15 protein-coding genes are annotated in these 23,330 nt (G+C 50.5%); 13 read left to right on the top strand and 2 right to left on the bottom strand.

The features are described from left to right. Window positions 1–200 precede the first annotated feature (200 nt). From PSHG_RS02710 to PSHG_RS02695, 4 genes are all read left to right on the top strand, one after another. Window positions 201–1,328 (top strand): sugar ABC transporter substrate-binding protein, encoded by a 1,128-nt coding sequence (locus tag PSHG_RS02710; protein WP_010269086.1) that lies wholly within the window; start codon window positions 201–203, stop codon window positions 1,326–1,328. 418 nt (window positions 1,329–1,746) lie between these two features. After that, entirely contained in the window at window positions 1,747–3,237 is a 1,491-nt protein-coding gene (locus PSHG_RS02705; protein WP_042121334.1) for a sugar ABC transporter ATP-binding protein, read from the top strand. Beyond that, window positions 3,234–4,220: an ABC transporter permease gene (locus PSHG_RS02700; protein WP_010269081.1), complete on the top strand. Its 987-nt coding sequence runs from the start codon at window positions 3,234–3,236 to the stop codon at window positions 4,218–4,220. The genes PSHG_RS02705 and PSHG_RS02700 overlap by 4 nt, the downstream gene beginning before the upstream one ends. A gap of 236 nt (window positions 4,221–4,456) precedes the next feature. Next, window positions 4,457–5,899, top strand: a complete 1,443-nt coding sequence (locus PSHG_RS02695) for an S-layer homology domain-containing protein (RefSeq protein WP_010269080.1) — start codon at window positions 4,457–4,459, stop codon at window positions 5,897–5,899. A 263-nt stretch (window positions 5,900–6,162) separates the two neighbouring features. Here PSHG_RS02695 and PSHG_RS02690 read toward each other — a convergent pair whose 3' ends face one another. Next, a complete protein-coding gene (locus PSHG_RS02690; protein WP_010269079.1) occupies window positions 6,163–7,290 on the bottom strand; it encodes a PsbP-related protein in 1,128 nt (375 codons plus the stop codon). A gap of 571 nt (window positions 7,291–7,861) precedes the next feature. On the opposite strand from PSHG_RS02690, the gene PSHG_RS02680 reads away from it, so the two are divergent. The 4 genes from PSHG_RS02680 (at window position 7,862) to PSHG_RS02660 (ending at window position 14,297) form a co-directional block, all read left to right on the top strand. Continuing rightward, on the top strand, window positions 7,862–9,001 hold the full coding sequence (locus tag PSHG_RS02680; RefSeq protein ID WP_026021162.1) for a D-alanine--D-alanine ligase family protein: 1,140 nt from the start codon (window positions 7,862–7,864) through the stop codon (window positions 8,999–9,001). 4 nt (window positions 9,002–9,005) lie between these two features. Continuing rightward, window positions 9,006–10,433 (top strand): UDP-N-acetylmuramoyl-tripeptide--D-alanyl-D-alanine ligase, encoded by a 1,428-nt coding sequence (locus tag PSHG_RS02675; protein WP_010269075.1) that lies wholly within the window; start codon window positions 9,006–9,008, stop codon window positions 10,431–10,433. Further along, window positions 10,433–11,782 (top strand): alanine racemase, encoded by a 1,350-nt coding sequence (alr, locus tag PSHG_RS02670; protein WP_010269074.1) that lies wholly within the window; start codon window positions 10,433–10,435, stop codon window positions 11,780–11,782. Before PSHG_RS02675 ends, alr begins: the two co-directional genes overlap by 1 nt. A gap of 856 nt (window positions 11,783–12,638) precedes the next feature. Then, entirely contained in the window at window positions 12,639–14,297 is a 1,659-nt protein-coding gene (locus PSHG_RS02660) for a ribulokinase (RefSeq protein WP_010269070.1), read from the top strand. A 664-nt stretch (window positions 14,298–14,961) separates the two neighbouring features. Here PSHG_RS02660 and PSHG_RS29820 read toward each other — a convergent pair. Beyond that, on the bottom strand, window positions 14,962–15,126 hold the full coding sequence (locus tag PSHG_RS29820) for a hypothetical protein (protein WP_157213422.1): 165 nt from the start codon (window positions 15,124–15,126) through the stop codon (window positions 14,962–14,964). A 409-nt stretch (window positions 15,127–15,535) separates the two neighbouring features. Here PSHG_RS29820 and PSHG_RS02650 point away from each other — a divergent pair, with 409 nt between their 5' ends. The 5 genes from PSHG_RS02650 to PSHG_RS02630 all read left to right on the top strand — a co-directional run bounded on the left by PSHG_RS02650 (window position 15,536) and on the right by PSHG_RS02630 (window position 23,317). Further along, a complete protein-coding gene (locus PSHG_RS02650; RefSeq protein ID WP_026021161.1) occupies window positions 15,536–16,414 on the top strand; it encodes an NAD(P)-dependent oxidoreductase in 879 nt (292 codons plus the stop codon). 154 nt (window positions 16,415–16,568) lie between these two features. After that, the gene (gene larA / locus PSHG_RS02645; RefSeq protein WP_010269066.1) at window positions 16,569–17,855 is read left to right on the top strand and encodes a nickel-dependent lactate racemase; all 1,287 of its coding nucleotides are present in this window, start codon (window positions 16,569–16,571) and stop codon (window positions 17,853–17,855) included. Between the two features lie 48 nt (window positions 17,856–17,903). Then, entirely contained in the window at window positions 17,904–19,973 is a 2,070-nt protein-coding gene (locus PSHG_RS02640) for an alpha-amylase family protein (RefSeq protein WP_010269062.1), read from the top strand. 134 nt (window positions 19,974–20,107) lie between these two features. Further along, a complete protein-coding gene (locus PSHG_RS02635) occupies window positions 20,108–22,210 on the top strand; it encodes an alpha-amylase family protein (protein ID WP_010269059.1) in 2,103 nt (700 codons plus the stop codon). 111 nt (window positions 22,211–22,321) lie between these two features. Beyond that, the gene (locus PSHG_RS02630) at window positions 22,322–23,317 is read left to right on the top strand and encodes an ABC transporter permease (protein ID WP_010269056.1); all 996 of its coding nucleotides are present in this window, start codon (window positions 22,322–22,324) and stop codon (window positions 23,315–23,317) included. Window positions 23,318–23,330: the final 13 nt, after the last annotated feature.

The following is a 23,330-nucleotide window of genomic DNA, read 5'->3' as shown; positions in this document are numbered from 1 at the left end:
ATTCAAAATGCACTATCGATAAAAAAATGTCTATTAAACTTATAAAATCCGATTGACATAGTAGGAAATAAGCCGTATATTATTTTATTATTAACATAGTATTGTCAATGGGGTCAAAAAAAGCTATTATTTGTCAATGGGTGTCGAATGATAGAGAGCTTGAGCTTATTGACACAGTAACTAAGGAGGAGTAGAGAGAGATGGGGAAAAGAAACAAATCGTGGGTTCAGCTCTTGGTTGGACTCTTGGCGGTCATGCTGATCGTATCCGCTTGTGGACAGGCGCCAGCAGGTCCGGCAGAGGGCAACAATAACCAAGGCAGTGAAGGCGGCGGACAAAGCGAGCCGACCGAGCAAGCTGGCGAACCGCATCCGCTGGAAGGCAAGCGTGTTGCACTGATTATGCAATTTAACCAAGGAACCTTTTCTGCCCAGTATGTAGAGGGTGTAACCGAGCAAATCGAGAAGTTTGGCGGAGAAGTTAGCGTCTTTGACTCCCGCAACGATTTGGCTCAGATGGCTTCACATCTGGATGCTGCGATCAACCAGCGTTTTGATGGCATTCTGATTGACCATGGTCAAGCGGAAGCTTTGGAGCCTGGCGTAATCCGTGCGATTGAGCAAGATATCTCGGTCGTGGTGTTCGATGCTGATATTCAAGTTGAGGGTGTGCCTGTTCTTTCGCAAAATGATCACAAAATGGCAGAATTAACGCTTGAAGCTCTGAAAGAAGATATTGGCGGCGAAGGAAACATCGTTCGTGTATGGGTAGCCGGTTTCGCGCCTATGGAAAGACGTTACGAAGTATATGAAAGATTTTTGAGTGAAAATCCCGGAATCACGGAGATAGCAACCTTCGGGAACGCCTCCAACCCTAACCTTGATGCGGAGGCTCAAATGCAGTCCATTCTGACCCAGTATCCTAATCCAGGCGATATTGATGCCGTGTGGACTACATGGGATGAATTTGCTAAAGGCGCAGCCCGTGCAATTCAAGCTTCTGGCCGTGAAGAAATCAAGCTTTACGGAATTGACTTAAGTGATGAAGATTTGCAAATCATTCAAGATCCGGAAAGCCCTTGGATTGCTACAGCAGCCGTAGATCCATCCGATATCGGCCGGGTACAGGCGAGAATTTTGTACCAGCTGTTTAATGGCGACCAGCCAGAGGCAAGCATTGTTCTTGATCCGGTATTTGTATCCAGAGATCAATTGCCTGACCACGAAGTTTCCACCTCTGAGCTTTCCGAGTACGTAGAAGGCTGGGGAGCCAGTGAGCAAGGCTATCTTGACTGGATGAAAGAGCTGGAGGAAGCCGTAGCGAATTAATAAGTCTGCTCTTCCAAATAGCAGCAAGGAGAACCCATTGGCTCGTTCCGATGGGCTTTTCTTTGATGTAATGAGCATTTGGCATAATTGGTTTGCTTCCCGAAACGGCGGTAATTAGATGCAGACTACAGGAATCATTTTCTGGTCAATATCTAATTTGGTTCTAAGCTTTGTTAGGATCTATGCGTAAGGATGATAATCGAATGTTTATGAGGCTCTCGCAAAGTAGGACGTCATTGCTTTGCAGTAGGGCTCCACTTTGCGGGACTATTCTAGTATACTGGGTTTTGGAGTATCGCCGGGTTAGCTTCCTAAAAAACGGGAGAGTTGAGCTGGGCTGGCTGGTATGTGAAGCCAAGTCACAGATTTAGCAAGGAGGTGGCGAACGAACGTGTCAGAGTCCGTAAACCTGCTGGAAATGAACGGTATATCGAAATCATTTGCCGGAGTGGCCGCTCTTCGTGATGTCAGCTTCTCCCTCAAGGGCGGGGAAATTCATGCACTGCTTGGTGCCAACGGAGCGGGGAAGAGCACTCTGATGAAAATCCTGTCCGGGGCGTATGCGGCTGAAGGCGGAACGATTATGATCAATAAGGAGCCGGTGAAGATTTCAACACCTGCGGAAGCGAAAAAGCATGGAATCCAGTGTGTCTATCAGGAGGTCGACACCGCATTAGTTCCTGAGCTTTCTGTCGCAGAAAATATATGGCTGGATCGGATGTCTGCATCCTCCGGCAAGCAGTGGGTAAAGTGGGGCTCGGTCCATCGCGAAGCGCGCGAGGCGCTTCAACTGCTGGATCCCAACATTCCGCTTGGTAAAAAGGTAGCGGAGCTCTCCTTATCGGACAAGCAGCTTGTGCTGATAGCCCGCTGCTTGGCAGAGAAGGCCAAGTTCATTATATTGGACGAGCCAACAGCTCCGCTCAGTCAGGAGGAAACCGAGAGGCTGTTTGTGATCATGGAGCGGTTGAAGCAATCCGGTGTAGGCATGATTTTTATTACACATCGATTGCCGGAAGTGTTTCGGATGTGTGACCGGGTAACGGTCATGCGCGATGGCCGCCATGTAATGACGAAGCCGGCTGCGGAGACAGATGGCAAGGATGTGGTGTTCCACATGCTGGGCAAAAGCTTCGATCAGGAGTTTCCCAAGCTGGAGGCGAAGCGCGGTGAGCTTCTGCTGGAAGCAAACGGCTTGAGCCGCGGCGGTAAGGTGAAGGAAGTCAGCTTCAAACTGCACCGTGGAGAGATCGTTGGCGTTATCGGCTTGGTTGGCGCCGGCAAGACGGAGCTGTCCCGGGTGCTGTTCGGGGCGGATCCTCCGGATGAAGGAACGCTCATGCTGGGTGGGCGCAAGATCGATCTCAAAAGCCCGGCGGACGCTGTGCAAAAAGGGATCGTTCTCGTCCCGGAGGAACGACGTAAACAGGGAATTCTTGTAGATGAAAGTGTAGGCGTTAATATTACGCTGCCTAATTTGAAGCGGCTTAGCTCGTTAGGCTTTATGCGCAGAAAAGCGGAGAATCAATCTTCGAATGAAATTGTTGGACGGCTGGGCGTCAAGACGCCAACGATCGATCAGCTGGTCGGCTACTTGAGCGGCGGCAATCAGCAAAAAGTCGCTATAGGCAAGTGGCTGCCTACCGAAGCGGATGTATTCCTGCTGGATGAACCGACTAAGGGTGTTGATGTAGGCGCCAAAAGTGATATTTTCAAAATTATCGGCCAATTGGCACAGCAGGGAAAGGGTATTGTTTATTTATCATGCGAATTTGCGGAAATTATGGGAATTGCCGATCGGATCTATGTAATGTGTGACGGACGGTTCGTGAAAGAACTAAGCCGCGAGGAAGCAACCCAGGAACAGCTGCTGTTTTTAGCCAGTGCCGGACAGGAGGCTCAAGCATGAAAGAGAAACTGTTTGATTTTTTATTTAAGTACGGAGCCCTTCTCGTCATTGCGGGAGTTGTTCTCTTTTTCTCCGTCCGCTTGGATTATTTCTTGGAATACCGCAATATTGCGGATATTCTCCGTTCCATTTCGATTGTTACCTTTATTGCGATCGGGGTTACCTTCTCGCTGATTGTCAACGGCTTTGACCTCTCGGTCGGCTCTACCGTATCGCTATCCACGGTCGTTACCGCTTCCCTGATGGTTTGGTACGAGCAGCCGCTGTATTTGGTTATTATTGTTCCCCTCTTGGTGGGAGCTGCAATAGGACTAATAAACGCTTTTCTAATAGTTAAAATCCGAATTCCGGATTTATTTGCCACCTTGGCTATGATGTATGTGATAGATGGGATCCATAAAACGTATACGAAAGGCTACTCCATCTATAAAAATATGCCGATGAGCGATGGCGGCAAAGCGCCGGGTGAATTCAGCCCCGCGTTTCGCTGGATCGGCCAGGGAGAATTCCTCGGCCTGCCTGTACCTGTCGTGCTTATGATTGTGGCTGTTATCGGCGCACATATTTTTCTCAAATACACGCGCTGGGGCAGGCAAATGTATATAACCGGAGGCAATCAGGAAGCTGCAAGGTTATCCGGTCTTAAGGTAAACAAGATCCGTTTTGCCGCATATATCTTGTCAGGGTTATTCGCCTCCTTTGCCGGCATACTCTTTGCGGCCAGGGTAGGTACCGGTCAGGTAGATGCAGGGGCTCCACTGCTAATGGAAGCTGTCGCAGCCGTGTTCGTCGGATTTTCCGTTTTTGGAGCGGGCAAGCCGAACATTATTGGAACGTTTTTCGGCGCTGTACTGATCGGTGTGCTGCTTTACGGTCTCACCATGATCCAGCTTCCGTACTATGCGCAGCCGATTGTTCGCGGTGGCGTGCTCGTATTGGCTTTGGCCATTACATTCATCCATCTGAACAGGCGAAGAGCTTAATGAGTCCAGCCAGGCACACAAGGTAACGGGCGATCATGGCAACCAGCTGGCTGGTGCCCGGGTGGTTTGGCTTAATAAGTTCTGCCCCGGTCCAACAGAAACAAGCTAAGAGAACAGAGCTTCATATCTCCAGTCGATTACCGTGGTCCATAACCGACAGGAGACGTTCTCTTGCTTTTCTATAACCTATAAAAACTATAGGAAAAATCGATTATGATTTAAGGAGAGATTGACTAATGAGCAAACCTCTGATTCCGCTTAACCCGTCCTTCATTCGCAAAATAGGAGCATTAACGCTAGCTGCGGCCCTCTTTACCGGAGCAGCAGCACAAACCCCGGCTTCGGCGGTCGGAACAACCTCTGCGAAGTCCTCTGCGGCCGTTCATAACAGCTCACTGGCTAAACAAGCAGCTGATTTTCAAGACCGGTTGACTGCAGAATATTCCGCGTTTCTAGAGCATTACTACGGGATTTCCTTTCAGGATACAGTGGCAAAAGGGGACTTTTTGCAAGCTGTATTTGTAGCTGCTGGACTGCAAGCTGCCGAGGAGCAGGCCGTGTTCTCGGATCTCGCGAACAACCATGAATGGTATGAAGCAATTAATGCCTTGTACCAGGAAGGGATTCTGGCGGAAGGTGCCGTTGATGGGCAGCGCTTGCCTACGGTAGTAGAGGCGGCAGCGTGGATCGTCAAAGCGGCCGGGTTAAAGGAGCTGGCCTATACCTATTCCGAGGATAAAGTTCAGCGCATTTTGCAGGGCTCCCCGGTTCAATATAACAATGGCCGGAACGGCTTAACATTATCTCAAGCCCAGGAATGGGCGGCTGCGGTTGATAATGAGATAATTCCTGCCGAGCTGTTTAAGAATGTTCGTTCCAATACGGTCTTAACCGGGCAGTGGGCGGCGATTCTTATCGGCAAGCTGGTAGAGTACAAGGGAGAGTACAAAAACTACGTAGGACATATCAGCGATGCTGATATTGCCCGCAAGGTGCTGCAGGCCTGGCAGTCTATTGGCATTTTGTCCTCGGATGAGCTGACTCCGGTCGTAGATTCCGCACTGCAGCAGGATCTGGTCACCGGGTACAATATGAAGGATATCCGCTTCACTCCAAAATTTGATCCTGAATTGTCCATTACATACGGACATAGCGATATTACTCATGCCTTGCAGCTGATCGGGCTGATCAAAAGCGAGGAAATCGATGCCAAGGTGCAGCTGGAGCCCAAAACCTCTGCCTTTATTTACTTAAGCGAGTGGGGAACACCAACTGAGACTCCTGATTATCAGGTAAAACAAATTGCAAATGGCAATTATATTGCATATTCCAAGGAATACGATCTTAGCTTTGAGTTTGAGTCTGGCGATGAGAAAGCAAGATTCGATGAATGGATCAGCACTTATGCGAAGAAAGATTCTGAAGATACGACAGGCTTGCTGCTGGGCTCCTGGTGGCAGCCGCTGTATTACTCCTACACGGAGCTTGAAGGGTTTCCGGTCATTTCTAACCAGTACATCCAAAGCGGCAATTATTTGGCCCAATCATTTTCTCTGCTGGAGGATTCCGAGAGTGTAATTGCTGCATTTAAAGAGGTCGCCCCGGATCTAGAAGTGAACTCGTATACGTTCTGGGTTGATCAGCCATTTTACAATTATTTGCGCGGCGAATCGAAATAATCTTCCACGCATGAGGATAGGCAATAAAAAGGCAGCCAGCCGTCATTATAGATGACCGCTGACTGCCTCTTTATATAGGGAATCATCTGGAAGATGATGGGGAAGCTGCCCCGGGGCCTTGCCGATAAGCGGGGGAGCTAGGGCGCAATACAATAAGAAAGGCACTCCGTGCTTATTTCAGGCTCCAGGCAAGAATGATCGTCGGGTTAAGCCGCGCAGGGCGCAAGCGCGGACGGCCATAATCATTCGCTGGTAAAAACCAATTAATTAGCTTCAAAGGTTTGCAGCGCTTCTTGATATTCGCCTTTGCTGTTATCCAGCTTGTGGTCTGTTGTCCAGAAGATGACCTGATGGAAGTGATCATTAGACTCAATAAGTGTAACCAAATAGCCGATTTTTACTTTTTCAACTTCGCCGCGAACTTCGAACTGATAAGCGTTCATACCATTGATGGTCGAAGCCTGTGGGTCAGTAAAGCTGCCATTTTCAATGGATTGCGCCATTTGGATATCTTTGATTAGTCCCATATAATCTTCCAAAGCTGTACCGTCACTGAAATCGGCTTTATTTTCAGAGATAACCAGCAAATAATTTTCGTCGCTCATGCTTACTTTCGCTGCTTGAATGGAGGCTTCAGGATTGAGACCAGGCATTTCCTGCCATCCGGGAGGCAAAGTAATAGCCGTCAAGCCGTCAGTACCTTCCAGGGTAACTTCAGAACCGTCTCCTGCAGTTCCGCCGTCACCGATGTCCGGAGTGTCTGTCAAGACGCGGAACGATTTCAGCACCTGTTCAAATTCAGACTTATGCTCAGCAAATTTTGATTGGGTTGACCAGGTAGCCAGTTGATAAAAATATTCGCCTTGCTCTACGTAGTTCAACAGATAAGTAACCTTGATCTGATCCACTTCTGCGGTCAATTCGTATTGTTTCGCATTCATTCCGTCAATCTGGATATCTTGCTCGTCTACAATTTGCATATTGGTCGTGCTCATCGACAGGTTATCGTTCATTACACTTGCAAAATCATCCAATGCAGCATCGTCAGCCAGATCGGATTTATGGAATGGAAGCGCGATAAAGTATTTTTCCTGTGCACGGTTGGAAGCGCCAAGCAGGGCTTGCGGGTTCAGCTCATTATCTTCCTTCCAGTCGTCTGGAACATGGATTTGCAAATGTCCGTCAGCACTTTCCAGTGCGTTGCCTTCAAGCTCCGGAGCTTCTGTGTCTGTGTCCGGAGTAGGGGAGGTCTCAGGGCTTTGCGACTCTTGAGGCTCTCCAGGTGGTGTTTCCCCGCCTTTTCCGTTGTCTGCTCCACAGCCTGCCAAAATCCCCACGGTTAATACGGCGGATGCCATCAACGTTGATACTTTTCCGATTTTCAGTGTCATGTTTCTCTCGTTCCTCTCTAATTATACAAGTATGGTAGTAAAGTTCTATTTAATTACCCTGTTTACGAAGCAGTTAAACAAATTGAAAGATAGGATTGACTGTAATCATCACAGTGGTTCTGGTAAGATCCACATGATTGCACCCATTATAATCTGAACATCGTCAAGGCTATGTATGGATTTCCCCATTATAAATTCATCGTTCCAGTATATAAATAGCTGTCGATTAAGTCCTCTTTCCAGCATACAAACCACCGATGTCAGATGTGAGCCGAACCCTCCTCTTCTACTCACCTCCTTAACCGCCCGTAAACGAACACTTATGTATCATACGACAGATGACAGGCCCAGTTCCATATTTTTTGCAAAAATTGATTGAATTTCGTACTTTTTACTCAGTTATTCAGTGAAACTTTAGTCTATCTTAAGGATTTTTTTATGATTCGTTTCGGTTCTCTTTAGTTCTGTCGGCTATGATGGTTGCAAAGCAAACAACAGACGTTGCAGCTTAGTCCAGGAGTACATAAGCGGCTCCCTATGGTCAAGCCGGCGGGGACAAACGGAGGATGAAATGATGAAAACCAACATTTTTGTTATCTATGGAGGCCAGTCTGCGGAGCATGAAGTCTCTCTTATCACAGCGCAGACGGTTATCCAGTCACTGGACAGAAGTCGTTATCGAATAGTACCTATTTATATTAGCGAGGCAGGCAATTGGCACTGTCAAGGTGAGCTTGCGGGAAACAGCAATGGAGATAGTCTGTCAGCTGCCGCACCCAAGCCCCATGACATAACGATAGACATGTTGAAAATGAGCGGAAAGGCGGCTGAATCGAGAAGCCTGACACCAGTCTTGTCGCTGGCAGAAGTTATGCAAACTTATTGGTCCACGAACGAGCCGAAGGTTGTTTTTCCGGTTATTCACGGAACCTTCGGGGAAGACGGCACCTTGCAAGGCTTGCTGGAAATGCTGCAGCTGCCTTATGTGGGGAGCGGCGTGCTAGCGTCTGCTGCAGGAATGGACAAAGAGACGATGAAGCATCTGCTGTCTGGTCTAGATATCGGACAAGCTTCTTACCGCACGCTGCTTTTTTATGAATGGAGAGCTCATGAAGAGCAAATCTGTGCAGAGCTGGAAGTATTCCCGGGCTTTCCCTGTTACGTCAAACCGGCAAACATGGGCTCCAGCATAGGAATTAATCGCTGCAAAAACCGTGATGAATTGAAAGCCGCCTTAAAAACTGCATTTCAATACGACCACAAGCTGTTGATCGAGGAAGAAATTGTTGGCCGTGAGGTTCAATTTGCCGTTCTCGGCAACGAGGAGCCGCAATGCTCAGTGGGAGGAGAATTTGTTCGGGAAGCAGACTTCTTCGACTACGAGAAAAAATACAAAAGCGGCAGGCTGATCAAGCAAATTCCTGCCCGCATAACGGCGGGTGTTGAGCAGCACTTGCGGGAATCCGCCCTGCGCATTTATAAGCGATTGGGTGGTTCGGGCTTGATGCGTATCGATTTTTTCGTGACAGCCGAGGACCAATGTTATTTCAACGAAGTGAATACTCTTCCGGGCTTTACCATGAACAGCATGTTTCCCGCATTATGGGAAGCAACGGACGGAACCACTTACGGGGAACTGCTCGACCGGCTCATTGAGCTGGCAATGGAAAGGTACAAGAACAAGCAATCAATCCGATTGGTGAGGGGGTAACAGCATGATTACAAGAACGTTTAAGCAGATCGCACAAATGATTGGAGCCGGGTGGAATCCGGACTACCAGGCCAACCCGCTGATTCGCGGGGTTTCGATTGATACCCGAACTTTGGAGCCCGGTAATTTGTTCGTTCCGATCGTTGGCGACCGGATGGACGGCCATCGCTTCGTGCAGCAGGCCCTTGACAAGGGAGCGGCTGCGGTTCTATGGGAGAAAAGCAAACCGGTACCTCCGGCCTATGGCCCGGTTCTACTCGTCGACGATTCACTGCTGGCCTTGCAAAGGCTGGCTAAGGTGTATCGCAGCGAGCTGCCGGTGCGGGTGATTGGCATTACGGGAAGCAATGGAAAAACTTCAACCAAGGATATTTTGGCTGCTCTGTTGTCTACGACTTTTAAAACACAAAAAACATTCGGGAATTTGAATAATCATCTGGGTGTACCGCTGACCTTGCTGGCCTTGGAAGAGGACACGGAAATGGCAGTTGTCGAGATGGGCATGTCCGCCCTCGGTGAAATTCAGCTGCTCTCGTCGATTGCCAAGCCGGATGCTGCGATCATCACCAACGCGAGTGAGGTTCATCTAGCAGATCTGAAAAGCAGGGAATATATCGTCCAAGCCAAGCTTGAAATCGTCTGCGGGTTAAAGGAGGACGGAGTGCTTGTCTACAACGGAGACAATCCGAGATTGACGCAGCCGCTGTCCCGCCTTAAGGGCAGCTATGAGCGGCTGTCTTTCGGCGATCATCCGGCTAACGACGTTTATCCGGTGCACTACACTATGGATGACACCGGTGTTGAATTCACGATATCCGACCGGGAATGTCCAAGACTGCGTATCCCGCTGCTTGGCAAGCATCAGATGATTAATGCGCTCGCTGCCCTGTCCGTAGCCCGTTATTTCGGAATTTCATTTGCCCGTATAACGAAAGGCCTCCTGCAAATCGAAGCGACGGGTATGCGGAACGAGAAAATAGAGATTGCTGACGGCATTACTGTTATTAACGATGCATATAAGTCGAATCCCAGCAGCTTGCAGGCAGCATTGGATACCTTATATGAGATGGAGGAGAGCAGGCAGAAAATAGCTGTGCTCGGAGATATGGTAGAATTGGGGGAGGAATCGGAAAAGCTGCATAAATCCATAGGCGAACGGCTGACCGCGGAGCGCTTGGATCATCTGTTCACACTTGGCCGGATGGCGGAGCATATTGCTGCAGCAGCCAAAGAGGCGAACTATCCAGTTGAGAGGATTACTGTGTGTGCAGATAAAGAGCAGTTGATCAATGAGCTGTATCAAGCCAGAAGAGAAGGACGTCTGGAGCAGTCTATTATTTTGGTCAAAGGCTCCAGGGCGCTTCAGCTTGAGGATGTGATCGAGGCTCTGCAGCAGCAAACCGAAGCTGGCCGGAAGCGGGAGGGAGCCTGATGAAGCCTCTCCTCCATAGAAATAATTCACAAACGAAATCACAAACGATATACAACGAGGGAAATGAATCGTATACGATATACAACGAGGACAAACACGGCGCGATAAATACGGAAGCAGCTGTCTCTGGAGTGGCAGCTGTCTTCCCAGGCAGCGATGAGCCCGACCCTGTGCGGGCATTCCGATTGCCGGGGTTATCAAGGAGCATTTATGAGGGGAGCGGACCGCAAACGTGGGCTGAGGTTCATGTCGACAGGATAGAACGCAATACTCGTCGTATACGCGAGAGGCTTCCAGAAGGGACTTTATTCATGGCCGCCGTCAAAGCGGATGGCTACGGCCACGGCGCCGTTGCGGCAGCCTGGGCGGTTCTGAAGGGAGGGGCCGATGCCTTGGCAGTAGGCTTGCTTAATGAAGCGATTCAGCTGCGGAATGCGGGAATTCGCGTGCCTATACTGATCCTGACCCCGATAAAGCCGCAAGAAGCTGCCGCAGCTGCGGAGCTGGAGCTGTCCGTAACCGTCTTTCAAGCGTCCTGGTTAAGAGAGATGGAGGCCTTCCGAACTTGGTCCAACAAACAGCTGCGGGTTCATGTGAAAATGGATACCGGCTTGGGGCGGCTTGGCATCCGGCATAAGCAGGAGTGGGAGGCGATGATTCCGCTGCTGAAGGCTGACCATATTAGCGTAGAAGGAGTTTTCACCCATCTGGCGACCGCCCAATTGGCAGACTCCACCTATTACGACAAGCAAATGTCACGCTTTGATGAAATGAAGCAGTGGGTTATCGAAGCGGGCTTCCGGCCGCAAGTTTTCCACGCTTCTAACAGTGCGGCCGCTCTGCATTACCCGCAGCGAAGCCTCGATATGGTCCGGGTCGGCGCGTCCCTATACGGAATAGACCCTTGCGAGCCGGCCGTGCGGGAACAGGTGAACCTTCATCTCGAGCCGACGCTTTCCCTTCATACGACCATTGTGCACTGCAAAGAGGTCGAGCCGGGGAGCGCGATTAGCTATGATTGCTCCTACACAGCGCAGGACAAAGAATGGATAGCAACGGTTCCTTTGGGATATGGCGACGGGGTGTTCCGCGGCTATAAGGGCAGCAGCGTGCTGGTCGATGGTCAGCGGGTGCCGATAGTTGGCAACGTTTGTATGGATCAGCTGATGATTAGATTGCCGCAATATTATCCCCCCGGTACGGTGGTAACATTTATCGGCAGGCAAAAGGAAGAAGAGATCACGTTGGAGGAAAGGGCCGAACAGCTGGACAGCATTCCGCAGCAAGTGCTTCTTCTGCTGACAGCACGGGTTCGCAGGATGTATACCTCCGGGGAGCCTGGCTTGTAAGATTCAAGCACTAAGTAAGGTCCGAAAACGGCAGTTCTGCCTGTATAACTAAAAATAAGAAACCCCAAGAATGCTGTAATTTCATTCCTGGGGTTTTAATTTCGGTGCAATGTAATTGAAAACGGATGTTTCGAAAGGTCCCTTTTCAGATTCTCAGGTCAAGTCTTTCAGCTTTTCCATTTTTTCTGCAGGAATTGGGCTGTTATTCAACATCCGGAAGGTGCCCGGGGACGTATTAGAAGTTTTTGAAGGAGGTGCTTGCTATTCCAAGTATGGGGTCCGCACCTGCTGCTTATGAACGGAGTATCATTGGGATTCGCCGGTTGTATTGTTAACTAGTCCTTTTTTCAGTATTATTTGGGTATGTGTGATGAATATGTCGACATGACAGTAATTAGAATTCCAACGGTTCGGGAATGAGGAGGGGAATACATCACTGAAAACGCCTTCGCCAATCCATATGGTTACAAAGCCAGGTCGTCGGCCAGATCGGGTCGGTGATTCATCCGGCGTGTATAAATCATCGGATTAATCTCTGCAGAGCAGCCATCTGCCAGCTGCAATACCTGCTCCAGGCGTAGAACCGGAATTTAGGCTTAGCGCCCGGACTTCTTTCGGAACGGAATACTTAACGAGCATCGGTTACCTGGCCTTATGCCGCATTAGGACCATTGTATAGAAAAATGGAACAAGCGGTGGACCATTATGCGGTGGACCATTATATGGTGGATCTTTATATGGAAAAAAACGGTTGAAGCAACTTTCCCGAGGCAGCAGGTGAACAACTGGGGCAGGTTTGGCAGGTTTCCTAAAAACAAGCGTGTCTGGTCTGGATAAAAGATGGGGGATGAAACTTATGAGTAAACGTTATGCATTAGGAATCGATTTTGGTACTGAGTCAGGCAGAGCCGTTCTCGTGGATTTGAGTAATGGCGAGGAAGTGGCTCAGCATGTCACACCCTATCGGCACGGGGTTATGGACAGTGAACTGCCAAGCGGCCAGAAGCTCGCCAAAGATTGGGCTTTGCAGCATCCTGCGGATTACTTGGAGGTGCTGACTGAATCCGTGCCGGAAGCCGTCCGTCAAAGCGGAATTTCGGCTGAACAGATTGTCGGAATCGGCATTGATTTTACTTCATGCACGATGCTGCCTGTGGATGCCGGCGGGACCCCGCTGTGCATGCTCGATTCGATGCGGGAAAATCCGCACAGCTGGGTAAAGCTGTGGAAGCATCATGCGGCTGCCAAGCACGCCCAATGGATAGATGAAGCGGCAGCTGCAAGCGGCCAGCGGTTCCCGAGGCGGTATGGCAACAAGCAATCTTCGGAATGGATGCTGGCTAAGATTTGGCAGGTTCTCGACGAAAGCCCGGAGCTGTTTGAGAAAGCGGACCTGTTTGTGGAGGCGGCAGATTGGGTCGTGTACAAGCTGACAGGAGAGCTGAAACGCAACAGCTGTACAGCGGGCTATAAAGCGATCTGGCATAAAAGAGAGGGATATCCGGATGAGAGCTTCTTCGCTCAACTAGACCCTCGCCTGGCCGACCTGCCGCAAACGAAGCTTAGAGGCGAAGTGGTGCCATTGGGCAGCAGGGTTGGAGAGCTATCTCCGGCCATGGCCAAGTCGATGGGCTTGCCGCCCGGAATTCCGGTTGCTGCAGGAATCATTGATGCGCACGCGGCAGTACCCGCCGCTGGTGTAGTTACGCCCGGCAAGCTGGTGATGGCGATGGGGACATCCGTTTGCCATCTGCTGCTTGCCGAGAAGGAAGTCGAGGTTGAAGGGATGTGCGGCGTTGTTGAAGACGGCATTATTCCGGGCTTGTATGGTTATGAATCCGGTCAGGCAGCTACAGGTGATACCTTCGCTTGGTTTGTAGAGCATTCCATCCCGGAATATGTCAAGCAAGAGGCCCGCAGCGAAGGGGTTAGTGTCCATGCTCTGCTGGAGCGCAAAGCAAGCCGCTACGCTCCGGGGGAAACAGGGCTGCTTGCGCTCGATTGGTGGAACGGCAACCGCTCGGTGCTAAGCAATATGCATTTGTCCGGACTAATCATGGGCTTTACTCTGCAGACCAAACCCGAAGAGCTTTACCGGACGCTTCTGGAAGCTACCGCCTTCGGAACCCGGAAAATAATCGAGTCTTTCGAAAGAGCCGGACTGCAGGTAAATGAATTGTATGCTACAGGCGGACTGCCACAGCGGAATCAGCTGCTTATGCAAATTTATGCAGATGTCGTTGGCAAGGAAATAAAAGTAGCTGCTTCCACCTATACCCCGGCTGTCGGTGCTGCAATGTTCGGCGCGGTGGCGGCTGGTTCCGGGCGGGGAGGTTATGATGACATCGTAACCGCTGCGTCCCATATGGCCAGGCTGCAGGAAAAAACCTACAAGCCTATAGCGGAGCATAAGATAATCTACGATCAGCTGTACCAGCAATATAGCGAATTGCACGACTATTTTGGACGCGGCGGCTCCCAAGCGATGCCAATGCTAAAAGGCATGCGCAAATAGACCCGTTATACTTGGGCGAGGAGGGGCAGCCAATTTGGGCCGATGCGGAGCCGCATATATTGGGTGGGCCGGAACCGCTAATTCTGGCCGATGCACGTGTGCACGAACCGGCGTGATATTAGAGCGGCTATTTGGACAAATTAGCGATTCAGTCGGGGCTGTCAACTTATAATGGGTACCATTGCAACAGTGCAATTGTCCAGTGAGCGGCACCCTTCATGATGTCTCGTGAGCCAAAAGGTTGGCAAGATGCTCTGCGCTAACGCTCGCCCTTGCTCTTATTCAGCCGAAAAAGCAGGGAATTTATTTCTAACGCTCATCCTCGTCCATATTTGTGACATCTGGGCGGAAAAACCGTAATTTGAGCAAAATAAGGACCATGGTGAGCGTTAGGATTCGAGCAGCGGCAAACCTCATCAAATTCCGCTGAATAACTGGTATTAGCATGTTAATCGACAGCCTACTCGGGCGTTAGCATGCAGCGCGTGCCTGTCACATCGCTTGCCGCTCCGCTCACCCGTACGTGCTGCCCGCCATGCAACGCAGCTCGTTGATAATTCACTCCTCCCAATAATAAACCATCTCCCATCTCACTTCCGCTGCAATTCACCAAATTGCTTTGTCCAATCACTTCTCTATTGCACTACTCAAATTTCTTCCCCAGTCACTTAGTTGCTTCTCCACTCGAGTCCGCCAAATTTAGCGCGCCGAACCCGCTTTCCCAAACTACCTGTACCCAATTCACTGCCAAATGCACTGCCAAATCCACTGCCAAATCCACTGCCAAATGCACTGCCAAATGCACTGCCAAATCCACTGCCAAATCCACTGCCCAATCCACCTTTCGTGCTCACTTTTTAAATCCACCCCTTCCGCTTTTAGCTTCATCCTTCATTCCAATTATTTAGTTTTGCTGATTCCACTCACACTCCCATGCTTCCTTTAAAAACTAATTGTTAACGCTATGCCGTATGCTCCACGGACCACCAGCCTATAACGAAGCTTCGCGCGCAGGAATCAGGAACAAAAAAAGTCGTCATTATGTACCGGTCAATAGAAGAGACTGGCAGGGTCATACACGGATTCAGCTTTTCATAAGACCTCACAGCTCATGACATTTCTTGACCTTTGGGGCTATAAACCCAGGCAGGATGCGGTTTCGCAAAAATTGTCCGTAGGAGGCCGTCAAGTTATACCTTACAATGAGTGGCAAGAAAGCAGAGGGAGGAGAACTCAATATGAACTCAGGCAGCAAACTTACTCATATCGGATTTATAGGAATAGGTGTGATGGGCCAAAGTATGGTTCGTCATTTGATGAAGGCTGGTTATACGCTTCATATTTATAATCGTACCCGTTCCAAAGCGGAGCCTATTTTACACGAAGGTGCCGAGTGGCATTCGACACCTGGAGAGCTTGTTCAGCACTGTGACGCTGTTATTACGATGCTTGGTTACCCGCATGATGTCGAGCAGGTATATTGGGGCGAAGAAGGGCTTTTGACCCATGCTTCGCCAGGAAAGCTATTTATTGATATGACCACCTCGAGTCCGGAGCTTGCCCGGCGGATCGAGGAGTCGGCTAAGAATAAAGGATGTTCTGCTTTAGATGCGCCTGTATCGGGGGGAGATGTAGGGGCCCGTGATGCCCGGCTGTCGATCATGGTCGGCGGGGAGAGTGAAATTTTTGCTCGGGCCAAGCCTTTGTTCGAAGCGATGGGCACTAATATTGTATATCAAGGTGAAGCAGGTGCCGGACAGCATACGAAAATGTGCAACCAAATTGCGATCGCCTCTACGATGATGGGGGTATGCGAAGCAATTCGCTATGCGGAGAAAGCCGGGCTGAATCCGGATTCAGTTCTGCAAAGCATTTCTAGCGGCGCCGCCGGCAGCTGGTCGCTGGAGAATCTGGCACCCAGGATGGTTAGCGGCAATTTTGAGCCAGGTTTTTATGTGAAGCACTTTATTAAGGATATGAAAATTGCGCTCGATTCAGCAGACGCCATGGGGCTCGAAGCGCACGGCTTGAGGCTGGCCAAAACCTTGTACGAGCAATTGGCTGACCATGGTGAAGCAGATAGCGGAACCCATGCCCTGTATAAGCTTTACTCCTAGCAGGTTCAAGTAACGAGTAAGGTAGACAGGTGTAGAGTGAACGAGACAGGTTCGAGTAACGAGTAAGGTAGACAGGGTGTAGAGTGAACGAGACAGGTTCGAGTAACGGTAGGGTGGAATAGCAGGTGTAGGGTGAATATAGGAGGCGAAAGTGATGAAGGCAGAGCTGTTATACGGCAGAGGGAAGCTTATCGTAGAGGTTCCGGATCATACCGTCATTCTGGAGCCTTTGGACCAGCGGGGGCTGGACGATGAAAAAACCGCTGTTCAGCAAGCGCTTCGAGCACCAATCGGAGCCAAACCGCTGCGGGAGTCCGTCAAGCCGGGAGACAAGGTAGCGATTGTGATCAGTGATATCACCCGGCCTACACCCAACCACAAGCTGGTTCCCTGGCTGCTGGAAGAACTGAAGCATGTCCCGGATGAGCAGTTTGTCATCATCAACGGTACAGGCACGCATCGTGATCAAACGCGTGAGGAGCTGGTTGCGATGCTGGGCCGGGAGGTTGTCGAACGCATCCGGGTTATCAATCATCACTGCCATGAAGCCGAGGAGCTGGTGCGTGTCGGAGAAAGCGCATTTGGCTGCGGCGTTTGGCTGAACAAGGAGTATGTTGAAGCGGACTTTCGCATTGTTACCGGATTTATTGAGCCGCACTTTTTCGCCGGCTTCTCGGGAGGGCCAAAAGGGATCATGCCGGGAATCGCCGGGATCGAAACGATCGAAACGTTTCATAACGCGAAGATGATTGGCGATCCGCTGGCCACTTGGGGCAATATGCAGGGCAACCCGCTGCAGCAGATGGCTGCTGAAGTGAATCGGATGTGTCCGCCGCACTTTTTGCTTAATGTCACCCTTAACAAAGAAAAGGCGATTACTCGCGTCTTTGCCGGAGAGCTGTTCGCGGCTCATGCGGAAGGCTGTGCATTCGTTAAGGAGCACACGATGATTGCCGTTCCGGAACGATTCGATGTTGTGATCACATCAAATTCCGGTTACCCCCTGGATCAGAACTTATACCAGGCGGTCAAAGGAATGAGTGCTGCGCATCAAATAGTGAAGCGCGGCGGGACGATCATCTGTGCCGCGGAATGCTCGGACGGCATTCCAGCACACGGTCATTATGCAGAAATTTTAAGAATGCGTCAGACCCCGCAGGACATTCTTGCTTTGATCCAGGAGCCGACCTTTCGCAAATTTGACCAGTGGCAGGTACAGAAGCAGGCTGTCATTCAAGTGTGGGCGGATATCATGGTCTATTCCTCGCTTTCGCATAAAGAGATTGCAGAAGCAATGCTTATCCCTGTCGATCGCATTGAGAATTCGCTGGAGCAGCTAAAGTCTAAGTACGGCCCTCGAATGAGCGTGGCGCTGATGCCCCTCGGCCCGTTGACAATCCCTTATGTAAAAGGGGAGGCGGAAGCCAAATCGCATGTTTGAGAGAAGTACAGCCATGAAATTATTTAGAACAGGCGAGGTGAATGATTCGTGAAATGGTGGGAACGGAACAACTTAAGGCTGATTCAGACCAATTTGCGCGAGGTGGATGCGGCAATGGATGTTGACCGCTTGATCCACGATTTGCAGAAATTCTCCGCCAACGTGCTGATGATGAATGCCGGAGGAATCTTTGCCTTTTATCCAACGAAGCTGGAATACCATTACCAGACACCTTATTTAACTACAGATTTATTGGGGGAAGCACTGGAAAAGACGCATAAGGCGGGGATGAAGTTTATCGCCCGGTTTGATTTTAGCAAAGCCCATGAAAGCTTATTCGCGCGCAGGCCGGAATGGTTTTACCGAACCCGCGAGGGACGGGAGGTGAACTACAACGGGATTGTGCACACCTGCATAAATGGCGGCTATCAGCAGCAGTATGCTTTGCAAATTTTGGAGGAAGTGATCACCGGTTACCCGGTGGACGGAATTTTCTTCAATATGTTCGGTTACCAGACATCGGACTACAGCAGCAACGATTATGGAATTTGCCATTGCCATAACTGCCGGGAACGGTTTGCGGCTCTGCATGGGATGGAGCTCCCCGGCACGAGGGACCCCGAGGACCCTCGTTACGCGGCTTACCGGAGGTTCCAATGGGACACAACTCGCGACATGCTGGAGCGAATCCATGATTTTGTCAAGAAGCTGAATCCGGATCTAGCGATTAGCACTTATAACGAGTATAAAGTAGACATCGTCCGCAAGGAATCGAATACGAAGCTGACCCGTCCGCATCCGGTATGGCTTTACTCGTCGTCGGAAAATGTCAAATCGGTACAGGATTCATGGGATAACAAGATTATCAGCAATTGCTGCATCAATGCTGTCGATTTGCCTTACCGCTTCATGGGAGTGGCGCCGGAAGAAGTGGCCATTCGGCTGTATGAGAGTATAGCTTGCGGATCGGGTCTCGATTTTTGCATTATCGGCGTATTTGACGGCTATACCGATCATTCCAGCTTCCCCATCGTCCAGGAAATTTTCCGTTTCCACAAGGAAAATGAACGCTATTTCGGACAGCTTCAATCCATGGCGAGAATTGCCTTAGTCAAGCCTTCCGGCGCACAAGGGAACGACATCAGGGAATACCTCGGAATATTTAAAATGCTCAAGGAGAGCCATATTCCTTTCGACGTCATCGTTCAGCATCAGCTGCCTGACCATAATAGGCTATCCTCCTACCAGCTGCTCATCCTGCCGGATATCCGTGGATGGGAGCCAGAGCAGCTGAATGTGCTTAAGGAGCTGCAGTGCAAGGGGGTCCGTCTCGCGGCTACCGGATTAACCCTAGCGAGCCCGGAAGAAACAGATACGCTGCGTGAGCTGTTTGATGCCGAAGTTGTGTCTGTAACGGAAGACACCGATGCTGCCTATCTCGATTGCAGCGATTGGGAATTTTCCGCCGATTGGGCAGGGAGGGAATGGGTGTTCATCACCGGGGCATTCGCCCATGTGCGGTTCGGGGCAATGACGAGCAAACGGCTGCCTTATCTGCCGCCTGCTAATTTCGGACCTCCTGAGCGCGCTTACGGGCATAGAAGAAGTGACTTCTGCGGCGCGGGGCTGGCCCTCAAGACTGCTAGTCACGAACAATACGCTGCTTCCGGGGAGGAGATTAGCGTTAACCGCAGCCAGAGCGGCGAAGCCAAGGCACTCTATATACCTTGGCAGCCCGGCAAGCAATATTATCTCCACGGTTATGAGGACCATAAACGGATTACCCTTGGTTTGCTGAAGGAGTTGAATGCTCCTTACCACATTAGTGCGGCAAGCAGTGATGTCCCCTCTTCCGTTGAACTGTTTGTGAACCTCACGCCCGAAAAGCAAATTTTAGTACAGTTTCTCAATTTGAGCGGATTTAATGGAGTTACTTACGGAAAGCCGCTGCCTGTTGGACCGCTTCGGGTAATGCTTGACGTGGAAGTAGGGCTTCCTGAGCGGGCGTATAGCCTCAAAACAGGACAGGAAATCAGACTGCTCTTGGATGAATCTAAACAACGGGTCACCGTTGAATTGGATGAATTGAATACGTACGATGCTATCCTGCTAGAATAGCAGGTTCTGAAGAAGGCGGGCAGCTTCAAGTCAAGAGCAGTCAGGAAAGCGCTTACCCAGATTTTGCTGAGCAATGCCGGAAGAATGAGGAAGGACAGGTCGCGCAGCCTCTGTACAGATCAAGGAGGGACAGTATGAATCATAAATCAGAGAAGTATGAGAAGGATCCGTCATTTTGGAGCACTCGTTTCCGGCTATTGCAGCCGAATTTGCGGCTGCCCGACGCGAAAGGGCTGGATGTGGCAGGCATGGTCCGCGAGGCCAAGGAATATGGGGCTAATGCCATACTTGTCAACGGAGGAGGGATAGTCGCCTGGTATCCGACGAGTCATCCCTTTCAGCAGATGAACCCGCAGATGAGCGGGGATTTCCTTGGTGAAGCTATCGCGGCGGCGCATGATCAAGGCCTTAAGGTTCTTGTGCGGATGGATATAAGCAAGAGCTTTCCGCATGTGCTGCAGCAGCATCCGGATTGGTTTCGGCGCAGCGTGGAGGGCGAAGTCGTCAAGCATTGGGAAATGCTGATGACTTGCCCGACGGGGCCCTACTGGGAAGCTTACGCTTTTCAGGTAATTGGCGAGCTTCTCGAGCGTTATCCGCTGGATGGCCTTTTCTTTAATGCTTTTAACTATTTGCGCTGTTATTGTGACCGCTGCAAGCAGCAATTTAAGGATAGCACCGGATATGAGCTGCCTCTAAGTGAGGATTGGTCCGATCCCGCGTGGAGAAGCTATGTAGCCTACCGGTACGAGCGTTTTGCCGATTATAACCGCAGACTGGCCCAGTTTATCGACGAGACTTCACCGGGAACGGTGCTTACGATCGACACCAACATCACTTCGGATTCTTACCGGGGCATCCGAGACAGCGGATGGCATACGCATCAGTTCGCGCAAAGCAATGCCTGCATTACAAGCGAGGCCTTTAATTTCTTTGATCGCCCGTTTCCGAAATGGATCTATTGGGCAGGGGAGGAGGTGAGGCTGGGAAGTCACATTAAGCACACCTGCATTATTTTAAGCTATTCCAAATCCATCTTCAGCAGGCGGGCTGCTCAGCCTGAGCAGCAGCTGGGCTATGATTTGCTGCAAATCGCTGCGAACGGCGGCTCACCGGCTGTCGCGGTAAGCGGCACCTTCCAGCAGAATGACCGTCAGAGCCTGCCAATCGTAAAAGAAATTATGCAGCTTTTGGCGAGACACGAAAAGGAATATAACGCGATGACTCCACTTGCAGAAGTCGCGATACTTTATTCACAGCGGACGGCTGACGGGTATGGACGCGAGGAGCCTGCAGCCAGATGGCAAGCTCACTACCGGGGCATGTACGAAATGATGGCGGAGAGTCACATCCCGTTTACCGTTCTTCATGAAGGCAGTCTAACGGCGGAAAAGCTTAAGCATTACCGCTGTCTGCTGCTGCCCAATATCGCCATTTTGAGCGATGAGGAAGCTAAGATTATTGATCGCTATGTGGAGCAAGGCGGTCATATCATCGCTACGATGGAAACCGGACGGTATGATGTGAGCGGCGGCAAGCGCCAGGAATTGGCACTGCGGTGCATCGGCCGGCGGATTGTGGAAAGCGATGAAGCCTTCACTTATTTGACTGTCAATGACCAGCAGCTGCTGGGCGACAAAGCGGCTGCTGCCGATCTCCTCATGTTCGAAGGGCAGCTGATGCGGACCGAGCCGCTGGATGAAGGAGATCAGGCATCCGGGAGGAATCGGGAAAGGGAGACGGAGCTGGATTTGTTCGGTATACCCGCAGTCCGCAATACAACGCCTGAATTCGCTTTTTGGGAGTCTGTCTCCGATGTGCCAGGCTTGATCAGACAGACCTACGGCAAGGGGGCAGCCGACTATCTGCCTTGGGCAATCGATAAGCTTTACCATTTGATGGGAGTACCTGAGTACAAAGCCGTTGTGAACAGTCTCGTTCGCCGGGCTTGCGGTCCCTTCACCCTCCAGTCTAATGCGCCTTCCGGAGTACAGTGTACGGTGGCGCGACGCGAACAGGGCGGATATTTGCTTCACCTGATCAACGGGGTGGCTACCCAGGGCAAGCCGCTGGCCGAAACGGTCGTCCTGAGCAACATCGAGTTAGCGGTTAAGGGTGTGTGGAAGGGCGCGCATTCCTTGGTGAACGGTCAATCCTACCCGGTCAAGCACGATGGCGGCTATAGCCGCTTTACACTGCCGCAGCTTGGTTTGTACGAAGTGCTTGTGGTGCAGTGAGATGAACCTTCATCCAAGCTTTCTTAAAGAGCAGCGTTAAAGCAGAGCAGATGCCTCAAAGTTTACTAGAATCGGCACCTCCGTCATCTCGGGAATCTGATGAATTCTGTTATGGAGGGAAAAGAAAAAAAGGAAGTGATCAATGTGAAATCAATTTCCGGAACGGCGCCACCGTCCCCTGAGATAGTAACGGGGGGAAGGGGGCGAAGGCTTTGGCAGCAAATTGTGGCTCACAAATGGATTTATCTGCTGGTCCTGCCAGGCTTGTTATATTTTCTTGTTTTCCGGATAGCTCCGATGTGGGGGCTGCTGCTCGCCTTTAAGGATTACAATCCGTATCTCGGTTTTATGTCCAGCGAGTGGGTCGGCTTGCAGCATTTTCGTGAATTGTTCAGCAGCAGCAAGTTCTATATTATGCTGCGGAACACCTTCGTTATCAACTTGTTTGGGCTTGTCTTTTTCTTTCCTCTGCCTATTTTATTGTCTTTGATGCTGAATGAAGTTCGGCACGATTTGTTCAAGCGGATTAATCAATCGATCGTCTATTTGCCGCATTTCCTCTCCTGGGTTGTGGTGGCCAGCATGACTTTCTTCATTTTGTCAACAGACATCGGTATTGTTAACAAAATCATCTATGCAATGGGCTTTGAGACCGTTTCCTTTCTCTCCAACCCGAACTACTTCTGGGGGATCATTACCGCTCAGAATATATGGAAGGAAGTAGGCTGGGGGACCATTATCTTCCTGGCCGCTATTGCCGGAGTAGATCCGCAGCGCTATGAAGCGGCAGTGGTAGATGGAGCAAGCCGGCTGCGGCAAATTTGGCACATTACGCTGCCTGCAATTCGGCCGACGATTATTATTTTGCTAATTCTGCGATTAGGCAACATGGCGGATGTCGGGTTTGAACAAATCTTGCTGATGATGAATCCTCTCGTTATGTCGACAGCGGAAGTGTTTGACACGTACGCCTATGTTCACGGGATATTGCAGGGTCAGGTTAGTATCGGAGTAACTGTAGGAATGTTTAAAGGAGTAGTCGGCCTTGTACTGGTTCTGGGGTCGAACTATGTTGTGAAACGTTTGGGGCATGAGGGGATCTATTGACAGACGGCTCGCG

The organism is Paenibacillus senegalensis JC66 (assembly GCF_000285515.1).
In the GTDB taxonomy this organism is placed as follows: Bacteria; Bacillota; Bacilli; order Paenibacillales; family NBRC-103111; genus Paenibacillus_L; species Paenibacillus_L senegalensis.
Note: the sequence above shows the minus strand (reverse complement) of the source record. Positions and strands in the feature narration are given on the sequence as shown.